Genomic DNA, 20,508 nt, shown 5'->3' with positions numbered 1-20,508 from the left:
GTGAGGGGCTTGTCCTATCCGTCGGCGTGAGCCGTCGCGCGACGGCCTTTCGGCCGACTTCACTCGAGAACCCTCACCCTTTCGCGCCAGAACGATCGCTACGCTCTCGTGCGCTCAAGCCCTCTCCCGTCGGGAGAGGGTCTTTCCATTGCCCCTTGCCAGCCGGTCTCTCCTGGCGTTGATGCGCATTTGAGAAACCGGCTCCCATAGCGCCGGTCGCGGAGCCGCTTATTTCATGTTCAGCCTCCTGAACCTCCAGAGCCTGTTCGGGCTGGTCGTCATCGTCGCCCTCTGCTGGGCGATCTCCGAGAACCGCCGCGCCTTTCCGTGGCGGCTGGCGATCGGCGCCGTGCTGGTGCAGGCGGCTCTGGTGCTGGCGACCTTCGCCATCCCCGGTTCGCAGGTGGTGCTGGACGGCATCAACAATGCGGTGAAGGGGCTGGAACTGGCGACCGAAGAGGGCACCAGGTTCGTCTTCGGCTTCCTGGCGGGCGGGGATCAGCCCTACGCCGTGGCCAATGAGGGCGCGCTGTTCACCTTCGCCTTCAACGTGCTGCCGCTGATCCTGGTGATCTCGGCCCTGTCGGCCCTGTTGTGGCACTGGAAGATCCTGAAGTGGATCACCCTCGGCTTCGGCTTCCTGTTTCAGCGGACCATGGGGCTGGGCGGCGCCTCGGCGCTGGCGGTGGCGGCCAACGTCTTTCTGGGCATGATCGAAAGCCCCATCGTCATCCGCGCCTATCTGGACAAGCTGACCCGTTCGGAAGTCTTCCTGATGATGGTGGTCGGCCTGGCCACCGTCGCCGGTTCGACCATGGTGGCCTATGCGACCATTCTGTCGCCGGTCCTGTCCAATGCTGCGGGACACGTGCTGGTGGCCTCGATCGTCTCGGCCCCGGCGGGGGTCATGCTGGCGCGCGTCATCATCCCTGAAAAGCCCGGCGAGGGCGGAGCCGTGGCCGACTACAACTCGGCCCTGAAATACGACAGCGCCGTCGACGCCATCGTCAAGGGCACGTCCGACGGCCTGATGGTGGTGCTGAACATCTCGGCCGTGCTGATCGTCTTCGTGGCCCTGGTGGCCCTGGCCAACATCATCCTGGGCGGCTTCGTCATCGCCGGCGAACCGCTGACGGTCGAGCGCATCCTGGGCGTGCTGTTCGCGCCCGTGGCCTGGCTGACCGGCGTGGAATGGGCCGACGCCCACAAGGCGGGCTGGCTGTTGGGGGTCAAGCTGACCCTGACCGAGTTCGTCGCCTTCATCGAACTGGGCAAGGTTCCGGCCGCCGAGATGAGCGAGCGCACCCGGATGCTGATGACCTATGCCCTGTGCGGTTTCGCCAACATCGGCTCGGTCGGGATCACCGTCACCGGTCTGTCGGTGCTGATGCCCGAGCGGCGCGAAGAGGTGCTGGGGCTGGTGTGGAAGGCGCTGTTCGCCGGCTTCCTGGCGACCCTGATGACCGCCTGCATCGTCGGGGCCTTGCCCGCCGCCGTCTTCGCCTAGTAGCGTCGCGCAGGGCAGCCGAAGGGACCCTTTGATGAAGCTCTATGAAAGCCGCCGCGCGCCTAATCCGCGGCGCGTCCGCTGGGTCATGGCGGAAAAGGGCGTGACCGACGTCGAGCGGGTCGAGATCGAGCTTCTGGCGGGCGAGCACCGCACACCGGCCTATCGCGCCAAGTTCGGCGTGCCGCATGTCCCGGCGCTGGAGCTGGACGACGGGACCTGCCTGACCGAATCCATCGCCATCTGCCGCTATCTGGAGGCGCTGCACCCCGAGCCGAACCTGTTCGGCCGCGATCCGAAGGAGCAGGCCATCATCGAGATGTGGATGCGGCGGTGCGAGATGTATCTGGCCAATCCGATGATGCTGAACGTGCGCTTCACCCATCCGGCCCTGGCCGCGCTGGAGGCGCCTCAGCCCCAGGTCGCCGAATACAACCGCCTGGGCGCCGAACGCTTCATGAAGACGCTGGATCGGCATCTGGCGGATCATGAGTTCATCGCCGCCGACCGCTTCACCATCGCCGACATCGTCGGGGCGGTGGGGCTGGATTTCGCCCGTCTCGTCAAATACCGCCCGCCCGAGGAGCTGACGCATCTGGCCCGCTGGCTGGAGGCCTGTCGCGCTCGTCCGGCGGCGGCGGCGGGGATGTGATCCGACCTTGCGCACTCTGACTGCGCCGGACCGCTGGCTGGCCCTGCTGCTGGCCGCCCTGGCGGGCTATGTCGACAGCCTTGGCTTCCTGCATCTGGGCGGGGTGTTCGTCTCCTTCATGAGCGGCAACATCACGCGTCTGGCCGTCAGCCTGGCCGAAGGGCGGTGGCTGGCTGCGGGCGCGGTGGGAGGGGTGCTCCTGCTGTTCATTCTGGGCGCCATGCTCGGCGCCCTGGTCGCGGGCGGGGAGGGCGCGCGCTCGCGCAGTCGGGTGCTGGCGCTGGAGGCGGCGCTGCTGGCCGGCGCCGCCCTGGCGGCCGGAGCCGGGCTCGCGCCCCTGGCGATCAGCCTGATGGTCCTGGCCATGGCGGTCGAGAACTCGGTCTTTCTGCGCGACGGCGAGGTCGGGGTCAGCCTGACCTATATGACCGGCACCCTGGTCAAGACGGGGCACGCCCTGGCCGCCGCCCTGCGCGGCGGCGATCCCTGGGCGTTCCGGCCCTATATGGCGCTCTGGGCGGGCCTGGCCGGGGGCGCGCTGACGGGGGCGGCGGTCTATGGCCGCCTGGGGCTGATCGCCCTGTGGCCGGCGGCCGCGCTCGCCATGGTTCTGGCGCTGAAGATGAGGTTCAACCGCGCGGCGTGAACTTCCGGATCACGCCGGAGAAGGTCATCAGCAGGCGCTCGCCGGTGACGATCTGGCCGCGCACGAAGATCAGGCTCTTGCCCGCCTTGGACACCTCGCCCGTCGCCTCGATCAGTTCGCCGACGTAGGCGCCGTCGATGAAGGTCGAATCCAGCTGCACCGTCACGCCCGAGGCGCCCTCCATTTCCTGATAGGCGATCTGGAACATGGCGATGTCGGCGAAGGTCATCAGGCAGCCGCCGTGCATCCGTCCGCCGAAATTCATGTGCTTCTGCTCGGCGCGGAAGGCGCAACGCATGGAGCCGTCGGGGTCCGGCTTGCGATAGAAGGGGCCGACTGTGGAGTCGAAGGTGGCGCCGGAGACCTCATAGGTCTCCCATCCCGCGAACTCGCCTTCGGTGATGGTGATCTTGCCGACCATGCGATTACGCCTTCTTTCTGATCTCGCGCTGCCGCATATAGCGCGCATGAGCGATCCAATCGAAGCGGCCATTTTCGAAAAACTGGCCAAGGCCGATCCCAAGAACGTCGGCGGCAAGAGCATCGAACCGGCCGATGTGGCCAAGGAGCTGCAACCCGAGCAGTGGCAGCGGATGCTGCCCAAGGTGAAGGCGACGGCGCTGGGCCTGATGCGTCAGGGCCGGCTGACCATCACCAAGAAGGGCAAGGCGGTCGATCCCAACAACTTCCGCGGCGTGATCCGTCTGCGCCTCCCGACCGAGGCCGAGACGGCCGCGGCCCTCGCGGCCCTGCCGCCGGTCGAAGCGTCGGATGACGACTTCGATTGATCCGGACGCCGGCCCGCAGACGGCGCTCGACGACGTCCTGGCCGAAATCCGCGCCTGCCGCGCGTGCCTGGGACTGCTGCCGCATACGCCGCGTCCGGTGGTCATGGTCACGCCCGAAACCCGGCTGTTGATCTGCGGCCAGGCGCCGGGGCGGCGCGTGCATGAAAGCGGCCTGCCGTTCACCGATCCGTCCGGGGTTCGTCTGCGTGACTGGATGGGCGTGGACGAGGCAACCTTCTACGGCGACCCGCGCATCGGCGTCGCGGCCCAGGCCTTCTGCTTTCCCGGCACCGATCCGAAAGGCGGCGACTATCCCCCGCCGCGCCGCTGCGCCGATCTGTGGCGGGCGCGCCTACTGGCGGAGCTGCCGAAGGTCGAGTTGACCCTGCTGGTCGGCGGCTACGCCCAGACCTGGGCCCTGGGCGATCGAACCAAGGCGAACATGACCGAGACGGTCCGCGCCTGGCGCGACTATGCGCCCTCTGTCCTGCCCCTGCCCCATCCGTCCTGGCGCAACACGGCCTGGCTGAAGAAGAACCCCTGGTTCGAGGCCGAGGTTCTGCCCTACCTTCGTCGGCGGACAGCGGAGATATTGGCGTGACCCATCGCTTTTCCCTTCTCCCCTTGTGGGAGAAGGTGGCTCGCGGAGCGAGACGGATGAGGGGGCGGTCGGTCCCAGCCTCATCATCGACCGCCGCGTTTGCTGACACAGCCCCCTCATCCGAGCGCCTCCGGCGCCCACCTTCTCCCCCGAGGGGAGAAGGGCGATGGATCGCCGCCGCCCTTCTTTCTCTCGCCCTCGCCGCCTGCGCCACGCCTCACGTTCAGCCGCCGCTGACGCCGCCCAACGGGTTCAACGGGCCGCGCATCGAGGCGGGAACCCTGGGCCGAGGCGCCTTCGTGGTGCAGGACGGGGCGCGGCTGCCCTATCTGCGCTGGAGCCCGGAAGGCCAGGCGCCGTGGGCGGTCATCGTCGCCCTGCACGGCTTCAACGACCACTACGCCTCCTTCCGCTTCGCCGGGCCGTGGTGGGCGACGCGGGGCATCGAGACCTGGGCCTATGACCAGCGCGGCTTCGGCCTGGCCCCGAACCGGGGCGAGTTCGCGGCTGAAAGCCTGACCAGCCAGGACCTGCGCACCATCGTCGCCCTGGTCCGGGCCGAACGGCCGAACGCACTGATCGTGGTGGCGGGCGAGAGCATGGGCGGCTCCTCGGCCATCGCCGCCTTCGGCTCCGACGCGCCGCCCGACGCCGATCGGGTGGTGCTGCTGGCGCCCGGCGTCTGGGGTTGGTCCAGCCAGAGCGCCTTCAACCGCGCAGGGCTATGGACCGCCGCGCGCCTGATGGGGGCCAAGCGGGTCGAGCCGCCGTCCTTCGCCGTGCGCGACATCCGCGCCTCGGACAATACGCTGGAGCTGATCCGCAACGGCCGCGATCCCCTGTCGATCCTGTCGACGCGGTTCGATTCCCTGTACGGCCTGGTCGATCTGATGGAGACGGCGACGCGTCGTCTGGGGAAGATCGAGACGCCGACCCTGCTGCTCTACGGCGCCCACGATCAGATCATCACCAAACGCCCCATGCGCCGCGCCCTGGAACAGGCGGGCGAGCGGCCGAACCTGACGACGGGCTACTACGCCGACGGCTGGCACATCCTGAACCGCGACCTTCAGGCCGAGACCGTCTTCGCCGACATCGAAGCCTGGCTGCGCGATCCGGCCCGTCCGCTGCCGTCCGGCGCGCCGCCCGTGCTGCCTAGTTTAATGTCTGAAGCCATTTCAGCTTCGCACTAGCAATCGAATTTTAAATCGACGTTTATATATCGGTGATCTTAATCAAGTCCTCTCGGAGGATGCAATGAAGATTATACAGTTTATGGGCGTGGACTGGTATGTCCGTTCAGATGGTGTTGGTGATCCAGGTAACAATAATTGGAAGGAAGATAACGCGTTTGTCGACGAAAATGGATATCTTCATCTCAAACTGACATTTGAAAACGGTAAGTGGTACGCGGCAGAAGTATTTACTAAAGATCGTTTTGATTTTGGGACTTTTCAATTCAAAATCGATGCGCCTCTGGGGAGCTTGGACAAGAATATTGTCCTTGGTCTTTTTCAGTACCCCACGCCTGACGTAGGTGAGAATGGGACTAATGAGATCGATATCGAAATCGCTCAGTGGGGTAATGCTACTGCAGATCGACTTTATTATACGATTTGGCCCGTAAATGCGACATTGGGGCAATCGGGTGAATCCTACCCTCTTGATTTGACGGGAACCTGGACCACCCATCGATATAAATGGTCATCGACCCAGATTCATTTCCAGTCGACGCATGGGCACTTCGACGACAATCGATACCCCATTGCGGACTATGTATTCGCCCCTTCTGATCCGTTGCAGCGTATTGCGCAGTATGCGATGCCGGTTCACATGAATCTCTGGGCTTTCGGGCCGCCAGCGACTACGGACACGGTCGAGGTGATTATTATAGGGGCCAATTATTTTCCGCCGGAAGCATGACCGTTTCTCGCCCCCATCTGCCCGCTCTCGATAGTCTGCGCGGACTGGCCGCCCTGGCCGTTTGCCTGATGCATGCGACGCCGCTGTTCGGGCTCAGCGCCCTGGCGCCGCACGCGTATGTGGCGGTGGACTTCTTCTTCGTGCTGAGCGGGTTTGTTCTCTATTATCGCTACGCCCATGTCCTGCTGCCCGGCGCGCAGCGGCCGATGGGCGCAGGAGCCTTCATGCTGCGGCGGATCGCTCGGCTCTATCCCCTCTATGTGCTGGCGACGCTGATGGGGTTCGCCCTGACGACCCTGTGGTTGGCGGCGAACGGAAATCTGGGCGCCGAGGCGGGCGCCTCGGTCTATGCGCTGATCAGCGGTCTGCTGATGATCCCGGCGGTGCTCGACACCTCGGGTCTGCACGACGCCCAGGTGCTGTTCCCCTATGTCGACCTCGGCTGGTCGATCTTCTGGGAAATGGTCATGTCCGTGCTCTTCGTTTTCTGGGCGAAGGCGGGGTTGCGGTTCCTGCTCGTGGTCGGAGCTGTCGCCTTCCTGGCGCTGGCGGCGGCGACCTGGTCGATGGGATCGGTGGACGGGGGGTGGCAATTGGCGAATTTCCATGTCGGAGGCCTGCGCGCCCTGACCGGCTTCTGCCTGGGCATGATGACGGCGCGCGTCTTCCTGGCGCGAGACAATGCGGCGAAGACGACCGCGCGCCCCCTGCTGGCCTGGGGCGCCTTGGCCCTGGTCGCGGCCGCAGCGGTCTATGTGGTGCTGGGGCGATCCTTCACAGTCCTCGGCGTCGAGTTGCTGCTCCTGGCCTGCGTCTTCCCGGCGGTCGTGTGGATGACGGCGGTCTCAGCTCCGCGCATTCTGAGCGTCGGTCCCGGCGTGGTGTTGGGCGGGGCCTCCTACTCCATCTACCTGCTGCACGGCTCCCTGCTGGAGGCGACCAGCGTGGTGCTGAAGCGAATCCCCTTCCTGGCGCCGTCGCCCCTGATCGGCCTGATCTGGCTGGCGGGGGTTCTGGTCGCCAGCTGGCTATGCTGGAAGCTGTTCGAGACTCCGGCGCGGCGGTGGGTGATGGCTCGGTTTGAACGTCCGAAACGACCCGCCCTGGCCGAAGGCTGAACGCAGGAAACACGGAAATCGGGGCCTGAAGCCGCAGTCGGCCCGGAACTGGCGGCGCCGGCACGGTGATGCTTGCCGTTTGTCGGAGGGGCGCGTATGTCCATGCGCACAAAAAATACCCCAGGAAAGGCCTGTCATGGGCATGACGCTGTTTGATTCTCCTTCTTTCTCGAACCATGAAGGCGTCCACGCCTTCTATGATGAGAAAACCGGCCTGAAGGCGATTGTTGCGGTGCACTCGACCGCGCGCGGTCCGGCCGTGGGCGGCACTCGCATGTGGAACTACGCCACCGCCGCCGAGGCGCTGGAAGACGTGCTGCGCCTGTCCAAGGGCATGAGCTACAAGAACGCCGTCGCGGACCTGGAGATGGGCGGCGGCAAGTCGGTTATCATCGGCGACAGCCGCACCCAGAAGTCGCCTGAGCTGTTCCATGCCTTCGGCCGCTATCTGAACGGCCTGGGCGGCCACTACTACGCCGCCGAAGACGTCGGCACCTCGGTCGAGGACATCGCCGAAGCGCGCAAGGTCACCGAATACGTCCTGGGCCTGAAGGACGGCCCGGAAGCCTCGGGCGACCCGAGCCCGGTCACGGCCGAGGGCGTGTTCCGCTCGAACCTGGTCGTGGCGCGGCGCCTATTCAAACAGGACGACATGACCGGCCTGACCGTCGCCATCCAGGGCGTGGGCCACGTCGGCGCCTATCTGGCCGAGAAGCTGCACAAGGCCGGCGCCAAGCTGATCATCACCGACGTCAACCAGGCCAACCTGGAGGCCGTCGCCGCCAGGACGGGCGCCGAGATCGTCGCCCCGGACGCCATCTATGACGTCGCCGCCGACATCTACGCCCCGTGCGCCCTGGGCGCGACGTTGAACCCGCAGACGCTGGACCGCCTCAAGGTCAAGGCCGTGTGCGGCGCCGCCAACAACCAGCTGGCCACCGCCGACATCGGCGACGAATTGTTCAAGCGCGGCATCCTGTATTCGCCGGACTACGTCATCAACGGCGGCGGCATCATCAACGTCGCCTCGGAAATGAACGCCCGCCAGACCGGCGGCGCCTATGACGCCTCGTGGGTCGAAGGCAAGCTGTCGCGCCTGATGGAGACGTTCGAGGAAATCCTCGAGCGTTCGGTCTCCGAGAACAAGCCGACCCACCTGATCGCCGACGCCATCGCCGAGGCTCGCATCAAGGCCGCGGCCGACAAGAAGGCCGAAGCCCAGAAGGTCTAAGGGTCTTCGACAAGACAGCCTGCCTTCCTTGAGGAGGCGGGCGGGCGCCGGGGGGCGCCGAAGGGGGTGCGGGGCGTGATGGTCCCGCAGCCCCTTTTTCTTTTGCGCGCGAGTTATCCCTCTCGCGTCGGGAGAGGGGGCTCCGGATTCCCATCTCTTTAACGCCTCTTAACGCCGCATTTACCATCCAGGCGGCAGTTTCTGCCTAGCGGGTTCGGTTCGTCCCGCGTGTGCAGGGGCGGTTGCGCGTGGGCGGCTTCACGGAAGCTTTGAAGAAGTTCGGCGTCGGACGCCTGGCCGCCATCCTGGGCGTGGCCGCAGGCGTGGCCGCCGTCCTGGTCGCCGTCATGCTGCGCGTGGGCCAGGCGCCGGACGCCTTGCTCTATTCCAACCTCGACCTGCGCGAGGCGGCCGAGATCGGCGCGGCCCTGGATCAGGCCAGTATCAAATATTCCTCCAGGGGCGACGGCTCGACCATCTTCGTCAGCCGCGACGAGGTGGGCGCGGCGCGCCTGATGCTGGCGGGCAAGGGGCTCGTGACCTCGGGCAGCGTCGGCTACGAAATCTTCGACAACCAGTCGGTGCTGGGTCAGACCGAGTTCCAGCAGAACCTGAACGAACAGCGCGCCCTGCAGGGCGAACTGGCGCGCACCATCATGTCGATGCGCGGCATTTCCTCGGCCCGCGTCCACATCACCATGCCTCGGCGCGAGATGTTCCAGGCCGCCGCCATCGATCCGACCGCCGCCGTGGTGGTGGGGCTGTCGGGCCGCGATCTGACGGCCGATCAGGTGCGGGCCATCCGCAACGTCGTCGCCTCGTCCGTGCCGAACCTGAAGCCGGACAAGGTCACGGTGACGGACCAGGCCAACCGCACCCTGGCGGCCGGGTCCGAGGACACCGGCTTCACCTCGGCCACCGCCGAAGCGGCCAAGGCCTCGACCGAGGCCCAGATGCAGGCCCGCATCAAGGACATCGTCGAGGGCGTCGTCGGCGTCGGCGCCGCGCGCGTGCAGGTGACGGCCGACATCGACCATAGCCGCTCGACCACCCAGGAGCAGCGTTTCGATCCGGATGGCCAGGTCGTCCGCTCGACCTCGACCAACGGCAGCCAGTCGCAGGATACGACCGGCCAGCAGGACGGCGGCGTCACCGCCACCAACAACATCCCCGGCGGAGAGGCGCCCAATGCGACGCCGCTCGGTTCGACCCGCGCCGAGAACACTGAGACGACCAACTATGAAATCTCCAACACCACCACGACGACGGTGAAGGAGCCGGGCGAGGTCCGGAAGCTGTCTGTCTCGGTGGCGGTCGACGGCAAATACACCCCCGCCGCCGAGGGCGGGGGCGAACCGACCTACGCGGCCCGCACCGAAGAGGAGGTGCAGCAGATCAAGGCCCTGGTCGCCGCCGCCGTCGGCATCGACGAGGCGCGCGGCGACAAGCTGGAGGTCGTCAACGTCCGCTTCAACCGCGAGCCCTCGGCTGCGCCGGGCGAGGCGCAGGGTTCGTCGCTGTTCGCCTTCGACAAGAACGACATCATGCGCGGGGTCGAGCTGCTGGTCCTGCTGGTCACGGGCCTGCTGCTGATCTTCTTCGTCCTGCGCCCGCTGCTGAAGACGGCTTCGGGGCAGGGGCGCGCAGGCGCGCCCGCCCTGGCCGGCGCCGGCGGCATTCCCGTCACGGCGCTGGACACCCAGCTTGTCGGCGGAACCCTGCCGGGCGGCGCGCCCATGCTGGCCGGACCCAGCGACATGGAACAGCGCATCGACATCGCCCGCATCGAGGGGCAGGTGAAGGCCTCGTCCATCAAGAAGGTCGCCGATTTCGTCGACAGCCACCCAGAGGAATCCACGGCGATCCTGCGCGCCTGGATGCATGAAACCTGATGGCGGCGCGGCTGGTTTCAAAGGGCGCGGCGGTCGATGACGCCAAGAAGCTGACGGGGCCTGAGAAGGCCGCCGTCGTTCTTCTGTCTCTGGGCGAAGAGCACACGGCCCTGTGGCAGCAGCTCGACGACGAGGAGATCAAGGAGGTCTCCCAGGCCATGGCGGGTCTGGGCAGCGTCACCGCCGCCGTGGTCGAAGAGGTTCTGGTCGAGTTCGTCTCCGGCATCGGCGGCTCGGGCTCGCTGATGGGCTCCTACGAGCAGACGCAGCGCCTGCTGGCCTCCTTCATGCCTTCCGACCGGGTCGAGGCCCTGATGGAGGAGATCCGCGGTCCCGCCGGCCGCACCATGTGGGACAAGCTCGGCAATGTGAACGAGGCCGTGCTCGCCAACTATCTGAAGAACGAATACCCGCAGACGGTCGCGGTGGTCCTGTCCAAGATCAAGCCGGACCACGCCTCGCGCGTGCTGACGGCCCTGCCCGAGGACTTCGCCCTGGAATGCGTCCAGCGGATGCTGCGCATGGAGCCGGTGCAGCGCGACATCCTCGACAAGATCGAACAGACCCTGCGCAGCGAGTTCATGTCCAACCTGGCGCGCACGTCCAAGCGCGACAGCCATGAGCTGATGGCCGACATCTTCAACAGTTTCGACCGCCAGACCGAGGCCCGTTTCATCGGCGCCCTGGAGGAACGCAACCGCGACGCGGCCGAGCGCATCCGCGCCCTGATGTTCGTGTTCGAGGATCTGTCGCGTCTCGATCCCGGCGGGGTGCAGACCCTGCTGCGCGCGGTCGAGAAGGACCAGCTGGGCTTGGCGCTGAAGGGCGCCTCGGATTCCTTACGCGAAATGTTCTTCTCCAACATGTCCGAGCGCGCCTCGAAGATCATGCGCGAGGACATGGAATCCATGGGGCCTGTCCGCCTCAAGGACGTCGACAACGCCCAGATGGCCATGGTCCAGGTGGCCAAGGATCTGGCGGCGCGCGGCGACATCATGCTGGCCGGCCAGGGCGGCGACGACGAGTTGATCTACTGACATGAGCGCCCTCCCTTCCAACGCCGTCCCTTTCGCCTTCGACACCGAGTTCGGGGCCGACGGCGCCGTGCTGCGCGCCTCGACCTGGCAGCCGACCAAGCGGTCCTTCGCCCCGGCCGAGGTCGACGCCCTGATCGCCCAGGCGCGGCTTGAGGCCCGACAGCAGGCGTTGAACGAGGTCGAAGCCCTGCGCGCCGACGCCCTGTCGATCGTGGCGCAGACGGTGTCCCAGGCCGCGACCGCCCTGCGCGGCGTGGCCGAGGCGCACCGGCGCGAATCCGCCGAACTGGCCCTGGCGGCTGCGCGTGTGATCGGTTCGGCCGCTTTCGAACGCTTCCCGCGTCGTCCGCTGGAGGCCGCCATCGAGGCCCTGGGTCAGGAGATGGACGCCACGCCGCGTCTGCTGGTCCGCGCCTCGGGTCTGGATGACGACGGCCGCGCCCAGATCGAGGCCTTGTGCGCTCAGGCGGGCTTCTCGGGGCTGGTGGTGTTCCGCGACGAGCCGCATCGGCCCGCCGCCGCCTTCGCCCTGGAATGGGCCGACGGCCGCGCCGAGTTCGATCCGGCCGAGGCGGAGGGCCGTGTGGCCGCCGCCCTCGACGCCGCCCTGGCCGCCGAAGCCGGCCACGCCGAGCCGCCTCTTGAAGGCGGCGCCCATGACAGGAGGGGCTTCTGATGGCCACCGACGATCTCTCGCTCGAGGAATTCGGCGAATCCACCGCCCTCAATCTGGCTGACGAGGGCGGCGAGAAATCCGCCGTCGACCTGGCGCCCGTCTTTGACGTGCCGGTCAACATCTCGGCGGTGCTGGGCAAGGCGCACATGTCGGTGGCCCAGCTGCTGAAGCTGAACAAGGGCTCGGTGCTGGAACTGGACCGCAAGGTCGGCGAGGCGATCGACATCTTCGTCAACAATCGGCTGGTGGCGCGCGGCGAGGTCGTCGTCGTCGAGGACCGCCTGGGCGTGACCATGACGGAAATCATCAAGACCGAGGACAAGGGCGCCTGATCGGCCGCCCCGTCACGGACAAGGATTTGAAGGAGTAGGGCGATGCGTCTTCTGGTGGTGGGCCGGCTCAGCGGCCAGCTGGCGACGGCGGTGAAGATGGCCATGGCGCACGGCGCCAAGGTCCAGCACGTCGAGCGCGCCGATCAGGCGACCGAGCAGCTGCGCCGGGGGCAGGGCGCTGACCTGCTGATGGTCGATTACCGCATCGACATCGCCGCCCTGATCGCCGCCAACGACGCCGAGCGCATTCATGTGCCGGTCGTGGCCTGCGGCGTCGACGCCGACGCGCGCGAGGCGGCCGACGCCATCCGCGCCGGAGCCAAGGAGTTCATCCCCCTGCCGCCCGAGGCGGACCTGATCGCCGCCGTCCTGTCGGCGGTGGCGGACGACGAGCGGCCGATGATCTCGGCCGACCCGGCGATGAAGTCGGTCATCCAGCTGGCCGATCAGGTGGCGCGTTCGGAAGCCTCCATCCTGATCACCGGCGAAAGCGGCGTCGGCAAGGAGGTGATGGCCCGCTATCTGCACACGAACTCGCGCCGGGCGGACAAGGCCTTCATCAGCGTCAACTGCGCCGCCATTCCCGACAACCTGCTGGAATCCGAGCTGTTCGGTCACGAGAAGGGCGCCTTCACCGGCGCCGTGGCCCGCCGCATCGGCAAGTTCGAGGAAGCTGACGGCGGCACGCTTCTTCTAGACGAAATCAGCGAGATGGACGCCCGGCTTCAGGCCAAGCTGCTGCGCGCCATTCAGGAACGGGTGATCGACCGCGTCGGCGGGGCCAAGCCGGTGTCCGTCAACATTCGCATCATCGCCACCTCCAACCGCGATCTGGCCAAGGCTGTGGCCGAGGGGACGTTCCGCGAAGACCTGCTGTATCGCCTCAACGTCGTGAACCTGCGCCTGCCTTCCTTGCGCGAGCGCCCCGGCGACATCGCCGTGCTGGCCGACCACTTCGTCAAGAAATACGCCGCCGCCAACGGCGTGCCGCCGCGCGCCATCGGCGGCGAGGCCAGGCGCGCCCTGGTCGCCCACCGCTGGCCCGGCAACGTGCGCGAGCTGGAAAACGCCATGCACCGCGCCGTCCTGCTGGCGACGGGGGCCGAGATCGACGTCGACGCCATTCGCCTGCCGGACGGCCGCCCGCTGCTGGGTGGGAGCGAGGGGGCCTCGACGCCCGCCGCTTCGACCTATGACGCCGGCGTGGCCGGTCAGGCGGCACAGGTCGCCGACGCCGTGACCCGCAGCTTCGTCGGCCAGACCGTGGCCGAGATGGAGAAGACCCTGATCCTGGACACGCTCAGCCACTGCCTGGGCAACCGCACCCATGCGGCGACCATCCTGGGCATCTCCATCCGCACCCTGCGCAACAAGCTGAACGAATACGCTGACCAGGGCACGCCGATCCCGGCGCCCCAGTCGGGCGTCGCGGCCGCCTACGGCGCGGCGGGCTGATTCGATGCGCGCTGACCGTCGCACCCTGCTGATCGGCGCGGGCGCCCTCGCCCTGGGCGCCTGTACGCGAGCGACGGAGCCAGCGGCCGTCGAACCGGTCGTGCTCGATCTCGACCTGTCGGCGCTGGAGGCCCGCCACGGCGGCCGTCTGGGCGTCTCGGTCCTGACCGAAGGCAAGCGCGCCGACTGGCGCGGCGACGAGCGGTTTGTCTATTGCTCGACCTTCAAGATGTATCTGGCCGCCGCCACGCTGTTGCGTGTTCAGGCGGGGCAGGAGCGGCTGGACCGGGCGATTCCGGTGACGCAGGCCGACATGATCAGCCATGCCCCGGTCACGGAGCCGGCGGTCGGCTCGACCCTGACCATCGAGCAGTTGATGAAGGGCGCGGTTGAAGTCAGCGACAATCCCGCCGCCAACATCCTGATCCGCGAAATGGGCGGGCTGGACGCCTTGCGCGCCTTCTATCGCGGCATCGGCGATGAGACGACCCGCGTGGATCGGCTGGAGCCGGAACTGAACCGGGCGGACGGCGACAAGGACACCATCCGGCCTGGACAGTCGGCCCGCAATATCCAGCGGCTGATCCTGTCGGAGGCCTCGCCGCTTGAATCGGCTTTCAAGCGGTTGCTTCTGGAATGGATGGTGGCGTCGCCGACGGGGCAGGCGCGCCTGAAGGCTGGCGTTCCTCTGGGTTGGACCGTAGCGCACAAGACCGGCACGGGCGGCGACGGTCCGGTTAATGATATCGGCGTGCTGTATCCGACCGACGGCGAGCCTATCGCCATCGCCGTCTATTTCCACGCCACGAAGGATTCGACCGACGCCCAGCGCGAGGCGGTGATCGCCGACGCGACCCGGCAGGCGCTCAAGGCGCTGGGGCATGGCTGACGGCCGCCGAATCCTGTCATCAGGCGGCATGACCTTCGCACGTCGTCATGGCTGATGCGCCGATCCTGATGAAGGACGGGCTGGCGCGCCCCACGGGGCGCGAGGCCCTCGGCTGGCTGATGCGCGGCGAGGTCGGCATGGCGGTCGGCGTCATCGCCGTCATCATGCTGCTGATCGTGCCGATCCCGAAGATGCTTCTGGATCTACTGCTGGCGATCTCGCTGGTGTCCAGCGTGCTGATCCTGATGACGGCCGTGATGATGAAGCGGCCGCTGGACTTCGCCATCTTCCCTACGGTGCTGCTGGTCTCGACCCTGTATCGGCTGGGGCTGAACCTGGCCTCGACGCGGCTGATCCTCAGCAACGGCCAGGAAGGCCACGACAGCGCGGGCAAGATCATCCAGGCCTTCGGCGAGCTGATGATGGGGGGCAACTTCATCATCGGCGTCATCATCTTCGCCATCCTGCTGGTGGTGAACTTCGTCGTCATCACCAAGGGCGCGACCCGTATCGCCGAGGTCTCGGCCCGCTTCACCCTGGACTCCATGCCGGGCAAGCAGATGGCCATCGACGCCGACCTCTCGGCGGGGCTGATCAACGAGGATCAGGCCAAGCTGCGCCGCAAGGAGCTGGAGCAGGAATCGACCTTCTTCGGCGCCATGGACGGCGCCTCGAAATTCGTGCGCGGCGACGCCGTGGCGGGCCTGATCATCACCTTCATCAACGTCATCGGCGGCCTGCTGATCGGCGTGCTGCAGCACGGCATGCCCGCCATGGACGCGGCCAACACCTATGTGCAGCTGACCGTCGGCGACGGCCTGGTGACGCAGATTCCGGCCATCATCGTCTCGGTCGCCGCCGGCTTCCTGGTGACCAAGGCGGGGGTCGAGGGCTCGGCCGACAAGGCCTTCGCCGCCCAGCTGGCGACCAACCCGGTGTCGCTGGGCGTGGTGTCCGGCACGGCGGGGCTGATCGGCCTGATCCCGGGAATGCCGCTGCTGCCCTTCGCAGCGCTGGCGCTGGCCACGGGCTTCATGGCGTGGAAGCTGGGCCGCGACCGGCTGAAACCGCCGCCCGCCGAGCCGGTCGATCTGAAGCCGAAGGAGGACGTGGAGGAGCCGATCTCCACCGCCCTGACCATCGACGAGGTGAAGATCGAGCTGGGTTACGCCCTGCTGGCCCTGATCAACGATCTGGAAGGGCGGCGCCTGACGGACCAGATCCGCGCCCTGCGCCGTTCGCTCGCCCAGGAATACGGCTTCGTCATGCCCAGCGTGCGCATCCTCGACAACATGCGCCTGCCCAATCAGGGCTACGCCATCCGCATCAAGGAGATGGACGCCGGATCGGGCGAGGTGCGCCTAGCCTCCCTGATGGCCATGGACCCGGCGGGCCGCCAGGTCGAACTGCCGGGCGAACACACGCGCGAGCCCGCCTTCGGCCTGCCCGCGACATGGATCGACGAAAGCCTGCGCGAAGAGGCGACCTTCCGCGGCTACACCATCGTCGACCCCTCGACGGTGCTGACGACGCACCTGACTGAAATCCTCAAGGAGAACATGGCCGAGCTGCTCTCCTACGCCGAGGTGCAGAAACTGCTGAAGGAGCTGAAGGGCGAAGAGCAGAAGCTGGTCGAGGAACTGATCCCTTCGGTCGTCACGGTCACGACTCTGCAACGCGTTCTTCAGGCCCTGCTGCGCGAGAAGGTGTCGATCCGCGACCTGCCCGCCATCCTCGAAGGCCTGGCCGAGGCCGCGCCGCACACCACCAGCGTCGCCACCCTGGTCGAACACGTCCGCAGCCGCCTGGCGCGCCAGCTGTGCTGGCAGCACAAGGCCGACGACGGCGCCCTGCCCATCGTCACCCTGTCGCCCGAGTGGGAGCAGGCCTTCGCCGAGAGCCTGGTCGGTCCGGGCGAGGACAAGCAGCTGGCCATGGCGCCCAGCCGCCTTCAGGACTTCATCCGCGCCGTGCGCGAGGTGTTCGAGCGCGCCGCCATGACGGGCGAGAACCCGGTCCTGCTGACCGGGCCGCAGGTCCGCCCCTACGTCCGCTCCATCATCGAACGCTTCCGCGGCCAGACGGTGGTGATGAGCCAGAACGAAATTCATCCCAAGGCCCGGCTCCGGACGGTCGGTTCGGTCTAGACCCTGCGGTAGGGGCTGGACACGGCTTCGGCGGCGAATAAGGTTCGGGATATGAAACGTTTCCGGCCGGCTCTGCGCACCTTCGGAATCTTCCTGCGCACCCCGACCCTCAGTCGCTCGATCATCGCCCTTCTGGCCCTGGCGCTGCTGCTGCTGCTGGCCGTCAATACGGCGACGCTGGTGATGATCCAGCGCACCTCCAACTACAACGACACCGTCGACCACAGCCAGCAGGTGCGCCTGGCGGCCAAGGACACGGTGATGCTGCTGACCGACGCCGAGACCGGGCAGCGCGGTTTCATGCTGACGGCGCGGGCCGAGTATCTGGGCGTGCACGACAACGCCGTCGCCAAGCTGCCTGCGGTGCTCGAACGGCTCGAGACCCTGGTCCAGAACGATCCCGAGTCCTCCGCACGCGTGGCCAAGGTCAAGCAGATGGCTCGCGAGCGTCTGGCGCTGATGGACGAAACCATCAACCAGACCCGGACGGGCCGCATCGGCGAGGCCGTCGCGCGTATTCGCGGCGGCCAGGGCAAGACGCTGATGGACGCCATGCGGGTCGAACTGGCGGCGATCGACGCCATCGAGGCGCGCCGCCTGGCCGAGCGCACCCACCAGTCGGAATGGGCCCAGGCCGTGACCGTGGCGGTCAACGCCCTGGCCGGGGTGCTGATCCTGGTGCTGGCGGGGATCAGCGTCTGGCTGGTGCGGCGCTATGTGGCCGAGATCGAGGCTGCGCATTTCGAGCTCGATCGCGTCAACGCGGGTCTGGAGAACGAGGTCCGCGATCGCACCGCCGAACTGACCCGCGCCAACGAGGAAATCCAGCGCTTCGCCTATATCGTCAGCCACGATCTGCGCGCGCCCCTGGTCAACGTCATGGGCTACACCTCCGAACTCGAGCAGGTCTCAAGGATGGTGGATGAGCAACTGACGGCGGTCGACGCGGCGCACCCCGGTCTGACGGACCCCGACGTCCTGCGAGCGGTGCGCGAGGACGCGCCCGAGGCCGTGGGCTTCATCCGCACCTCGACGGCCAAGATGGACCGGCTGATCAACGCCATCCTGCGCCTGTCGCGCGAGGGACGGCGCGCCCTGGCGCCTGAACGGCTGGACATGACCGGCGTGGCCCAGACCATCGCCGACACCGTCCACCATCAGGTCGCCGAAACGGGCGGCGAAATCGTGGTCGGCCCCCTGCCGCCGCTGGAGAGCGATCGTCTGGCGGTCGAGCAGATCTTCGGCAACCTGATCGACAATGCGGTGAAGTATCAGCAGCCCGACCGTCCCATCCGTATCGAGGTCCAGGGGCAGGAGACGCCCGACGGCTGGGTGGAATACCGCATCATCGACAACGGCCGGGGCGTGTCGCCCAAGGATCACGAGCGTATCTTCGAGCTCTTCCGCCGCTCGGGCAAGCAGGACAAGCCGGGCGAAGGTCTGGGCCTGGCCTTCGTGCGCAACATCGTGCGGCGTCTGGGCGGTTCGATCGAAATCGAATCAGAATTGGGCCAAGGGTCGACTTTTTACCTGAAATTTCCGAAACGTCTGGCTATGCTGGGTGACTACCAAGGAGATCGCCTGTGAGCCACTCGGTGAAGATCGTCATGGTCGAGGACGACCATGGGCACGCCAAGCTCATTGAAAAGAACATCCGGCGGGCGAACATCGCCAACGACATCGTTCATTTCGATCACGGCGAGGCGGCCCTGGACTATCTGTTCAGCGAAGAGGTCCGCCACAACGGGCCGGTCCTGATCCTGCTGGACCTGAATCTGCCGGACATGTCGGGCACGGATATCCTGGAAAAGGTGAAGTCCGACGACAACCTGAGACGCGCGCCTGTGGTCGTTCTGACCACCACGGACGACAAGGTCGAGATCCAGCGCTGCTACGATCTGGGCTGCAACGTCTACATCACCAAGCCTGTCGACTATGAGGCCTTTGCGGGCGCCATCCGCCAGCTGGGTCTGTTCCTGTCCGTCATGCAGGCGCCCGAGATCTGACGCCGTGACGGAACCGGGGGCTTCAATCCGTCTCTTGTACATCGACGACGACCGGGGGTTGTCGCGGCTGGTCCAGAAGGAGCTGGGCCGCCACGGCTATGAGGTCACCTGCGCGCCCGACGCCGACACCGGCTATGAGACGCTGAAGGCCGGCCAGTTCGACGTCTGCGCCCTGGATCACTATATGCCCGGCCGCGAAGGGCTGGACGTCCTGCCGGACATTCTGGCCCTGCCGACGCCGCCGCCGGTGGTCTATGTCACGGGGGCCCAGGACGGCCGCATCGCCGTGGCCGCCCTGCGCGCGGGGGCCGCCGACTACGTCATCAAGGACGTGTCCGAGGACTTCACCGCCCTTCTGCGTTCGGCTGTCGAGGACGCCTTGCTGCGCCGCCGCCTGGAGCGCGAGAACGAAGAGGCGCATGAGGAAGTCCGCCAGGCGCGCGACCGCGCCGAAGCCCTGCTTCGCGAGGTCAACCACCGCGTCGGCAACTCCCTGCAACTGGTGTCCAGCTTCATCTCCCTGCAGCTGCGCCAGCTTGTCGACGAGGGGGCGCGCGACGCCCTGCGCGAGGCCCAGGTCCGCATCGAGGCCGTGGCCCATGTCCATCGCCGCCTCTACACCTCGGCCGATGTCGAGCGGGTGCAGATGGACGAATATCTCGCCGGCCTGGTCGAGGAATTGGGCAAGTCCATCGGCCCCGACGACGATGGACCGCGACTGGCCCTGCGCGCCGAGGCGCTGCAGGTGACGACCGACCAGGCCGTCTCCCTGGGCGTCATCGTCACCGAACTGGTCACCAACGCCGTGAAATACGCCTATGAGCCCGGCGCGGCGGGCGAGATTCGGGTGATCCTGGAGCGGATGGAGGACGGACGCCGCGCCCTGCTGACGGTCGAGGACGACGGGCCGGGCCTGGGCGACGGCCAGCCCAAGGGCACGGGTCTGGGCTCCAAGATCATCTCGGCCATGGCCGGCGGCCTGCGCTCGGCGATCGAGGTCGATCCCTCCCACCACGGCGTGCGCGCTCGCCTGGCGTTTGACCTCTAGGCGACGCTTTTGGGGGTTTCGTCCGGCGTCGCGGCGGGTTTAGTCTCGGCGAGATGAAGCTTCAGTTCGGCACAGCCCGCCCCGGTCTCGACTACATCCACCGCCCCGCTGTCTTCGGCATCGCCGAGCGTGACGGCCGCCTGGCCTGCGTGCGCGTGGATCGCGGCGACGGACAGGCCTACTTCGACCTGCCCGGCGGCGCCCTGGACGGCGAAGAGACGGAGCAGCAGGCGCTGGTGCGCGAGTTCGCCGAGGAGACGGGCCTGATCATCCAGCCGGTCGACCGCCTGACCGAGGCGGCGCAGTATTTCCTCAGGTCGGACGGCACGCCGGTCAACAACGTCGGCGGCGTCTGGATCGTCAGCGTGACCGGCGCCGATCCCTCGACCAAGCAGGAAGCCGACCATGAACTGGTCTGGCTGGAGCCTATGCGCGCCCTGTTCAGCCTGCGCCATGAGGCCCACAGCTGGGCCGTCGCCCGCTGGCTGCGCGATCGTCACGCCGCCGCCTCGGAACCTGGCTGAGCAGAAAGGGTTGTTTTCCCTGAGGGCCGCCGCTCC

Annotated in this window: 21 protein-coding genes; 20 read left to right on the top strand and 1 reads right to left on the bottom strand. The window is 67.1% G+C overall.

Annotated features, from left to right (window positions below; all coding sequences use genetic code 11):
- Positions 1 to 235: 235 nt before the first annotated feature.
- From ACWGL1_RS00190 to ACWGL1_RS00180, 3 genes are read left to right on the top strand one after another with little or no spacing between them, the layout of a single operon-like run.
- A complete protein-coding gene (locus ACWGL1_RS00190) occupies positions 236 to 1,507 on the top strand; it encodes a NupC/NupG family nucleoside CNT transporter (RefSeq protein WP_312220061.1) in 1,272 nt (423 codons plus the stop codon).
- Between the two features lie 34 nt (positions 1,508 to 1,541).
- Entirely contained in the window at positions 1,542 to 2,159 is a 618-nt protein-coding gene (locus ACWGL1_RS00185; RefSeq protein WP_125901494.1) for a glutathione S-transferase family protein, read from the top strand.
- Positions 2,160 to 2,166: 7 nt separating this feature from the next.
- Complete coding sequence (locus tag ACWGL1_RS00180; protein WP_452110827.1) at positions 2,167 to 2,805, top strand: YoaK family protein; 639 nt, start codon at positions 2,167 to 2,169, stop codon at positions 2,803 to 2,805.
- On the opposite strand, the gene ACWGL1_RS00175 is transcribed toward ACWGL1_RS00180, so the two are convergent.
- A complete protein-coding gene (locus ACWGL1_RS00175) occupies positions 2,789 to 3,226 on the bottom strand; it encodes a PaaI family thioesterase (protein ID WP_338576287.1) in 438 nt (145 codons plus the stop codon). The genes ACWGL1_RS00180 and ACWGL1_RS00175 overlap by 17 nt on opposite strands.
- A 46-nt stretch (positions 3,227 to 3,272) precedes the next feature.
- Between ACWGL1_RS00175 and ACWGL1_RS00170 the strand changes: the two genes are divergently transcribed.
- From ACWGL1_RS00170 to ACWGL1_RS00090, 17 genes are all read left to right on the top strand, one after another.
- A complete protein-coding gene (locus ACWGL1_RS00170; protein ID WP_004370794.1) occupies positions 3,273 to 3,593 on the top strand; it encodes a DUF3253 domain-containing protein in 321 nt (106 codons plus the stop codon).
- Positions 3,577 to 4,194: a uracil-DNA glycosylase family protein gene (locus ACWGL1_RS00165; RefSeq protein ID WP_452110826.1), complete on the top strand. Its 618-nt coding sequence runs from the start codon at positions 3,577 to 3,579 to the stop codon at positions 4,192 to 4,194. The genes ACWGL1_RS00170 and ACWGL1_RS00165 overlap by 17 nt, the downstream gene beginning before the upstream one ends.
- Positions 4,195 to 4,493: 299 nt before the next feature.
- Positions 4,494 to 5,387 (top strand): alpha/beta fold hydrolase, encoded by an 894-nt coding sequence (locus ACWGL1_RS00160; RefSeq protein ID WP_452110825.1) that lies wholly within the window; start codon positions 4,494 to 4,496, stop codon positions 5,385 to 5,387.
- 64 nt (positions 5,388 to 5,451) lie between these two features.
- On the top strand, positions 5,452 to 6,117 hold the full coding sequence (locus ACWGL1_RS00155; RefSeq protein WP_452110824.1) for a glycoside hydrolase family 16 protein: 666 nt from the start codon (positions 5,452 to 5,454) through the stop codon (positions 6,115 to 6,117).
- The gene (locus tag ACWGL1_RS00150; RefSeq protein WP_291778313.1) at positions 6,114 to 7,235 is read left to right on the top strand and encodes an acyltransferase family protein; all 1,122 of its coding nucleotides are present in this window, start codon (positions 6,114 to 6,116) and stop codon (positions 7,233 to 7,235) included. The genes ACWGL1_RS00155 and ACWGL1_RS00150 overlap by 4 nt, the downstream gene beginning before the upstream one ends.
- Before the next feature lie 142 nt (positions 7,236 to 7,377).
- The gene (locus ACWGL1_RS00145; RefSeq protein ID WP_291778437.1) at positions 7,378 to 8,466 is read left to right on the top strand and encodes a Glu/Leu/Phe/Val family dehydrogenase; all 1,089 of its coding nucleotides are present in this window, start codon (positions 7,378 to 7,380) and stop codon (positions 8,464 to 8,466) included.
- A 248-nt stretch (positions 8,467 to 8,714) separates the two neighbouring features.
- The gene (gene fliF / locus ACWGL1_RS00140; RefSeq protein ID WP_291778316.1) at positions 8,715 to 10,358 is read left to right on the top strand and encodes a flagellar basal-body MS-ring/collar protein FliF; all 1,644 of its coding nucleotides are present in this window, start codon (positions 8,715 to 8,717) and stop codon (positions 10,356 to 10,358) included.
- The gene (gene fliG / locus ACWGL1_RS00135) at positions 10,358 to 11,395 is read left to right on the top strand and encodes a flagellar motor switch protein FliG (protein WP_291778319.1); all 1,038 of its coding nucleotides are present in this window, start codon (positions 10,358 to 10,360) and stop codon (positions 11,393 to 11,395) included. The genes fliF and fliG overlap by 1 nt, the downstream gene beginning before the upstream one ends.
- A gap of 1 nt (position 11,396) precedes the next feature.
- The gene (locus ACWGL1_RS00130) at positions 11,397 to 12,071 is read left to right on the top strand and encodes a FliH/SctL family protein (RefSeq protein WP_291778322.1); all 675 of its coding nucleotides are present in this window, start codon (positions 11,397 to 11,399) and stop codon (positions 12,069 to 12,071) included.
- A complete protein-coding gene (gene fliN, locus ACWGL1_RS00125) occupies positions 12,071 to 12,403 on the top strand; it encodes a flagellar motor switch protein FliN (RefSeq protein WP_087141885.1) in 333 nt (110 codons plus the stop codon). Before ACWGL1_RS00130 ends, fliN begins: the two co-directional genes overlap by 1 nt.
- Positions 12,404 to 12,445: 42 nt before the next feature.
- Complete coding sequence (gene flbD, locus ACWGL1_RS00120; RefSeq protein WP_452110823.1) at positions 12,446 to 13,858, top strand: sigma-54-dependent transcriptional regulator FlbD; 1,413 nt, start codon at positions 12,446 to 12,448, stop codon at positions 13,856 to 13,858.
- A gap of 4 nt (positions 13,859 to 13,862) precedes the next feature.
- A complete protein-coding gene (gene bla, locus ACWGL1_RS00115; RefSeq protein WP_452110822.1) occupies positions 13,863 to 14,747 on the top strand; it encodes a class A beta-lactamase in 885 nt (294 codons plus the stop codon).
- Between the two features lie 47 nt (positions 14,748 to 14,794).
- Complete coding sequence (flhA, locus tag ACWGL1_RS00110) at positions 14,795 to 16,894, top strand: flagellar biosynthesis protein FlhA (RefSeq protein WP_291778332.1); 2,100 nt, start codon at positions 14,795 to 14,797, stop codon at positions 16,892 to 16,894.
- A gap of 51 nt (positions 16,895 to 16,945) precedes the next feature.
- Positions 16,946 to 18,481, top strand: coding sequence for a sensor histidine kinase (locus ACWGL1_RS00105; protein WP_346485674.1), 1,536 nt, complete (start codon positions 16,946 to 16,948; stop codon positions 18,479 to 18,481).
- Positions 18,482 to 18,501: 20 nt separating this feature from the next.
- Positions 18,502 to 18,900, top strand: a complete 399-nt coding sequence (locus ACWGL1_RS00100) for a response regulator (RefSeq protein WP_291778440.1) — start codon at positions 18,502 to 18,504, stop codon at positions 18,898 to 18,900.
- Between the two features lie 34 nt (positions 18,901 to 18,934).
- Positions 18,935 to 19,948 carry a histidine kinase dimerization/phosphoacceptor domain -containing protein gene (locus ACWGL1_RS00095; RefSeq protein ID WP_338576261.1) on the top strand — a complete coding sequence of 338 codons (1,014 nt, stop codon included), beginning with the start codon at positions 18,935 to 18,937 and terminating at the stop codon, positions 19,946 to 19,948.
- 53 nt (positions 19,949 to 20,001) lie between these two features.
- Complete coding sequence (locus ACWGL1_RS00090; RefSeq protein WP_452110821.1) at positions 20,002 to 20,472, top strand: NUDIX domain-containing protein; 471 nt, start codon at positions 20,002 to 20,004, stop codon at positions 20,470 to 20,472.
- Positions 20,473 to 20,508 lie beyond the last annotated feature (36 nt).

The organism is Brevundimonas sp. NPDC055812 (genome assembly GCF_053616535.1).
Note: the sequence above shows the minus strand (reverse complement) of the source record. Positions and strands in the feature narration are given on the sequence as shown.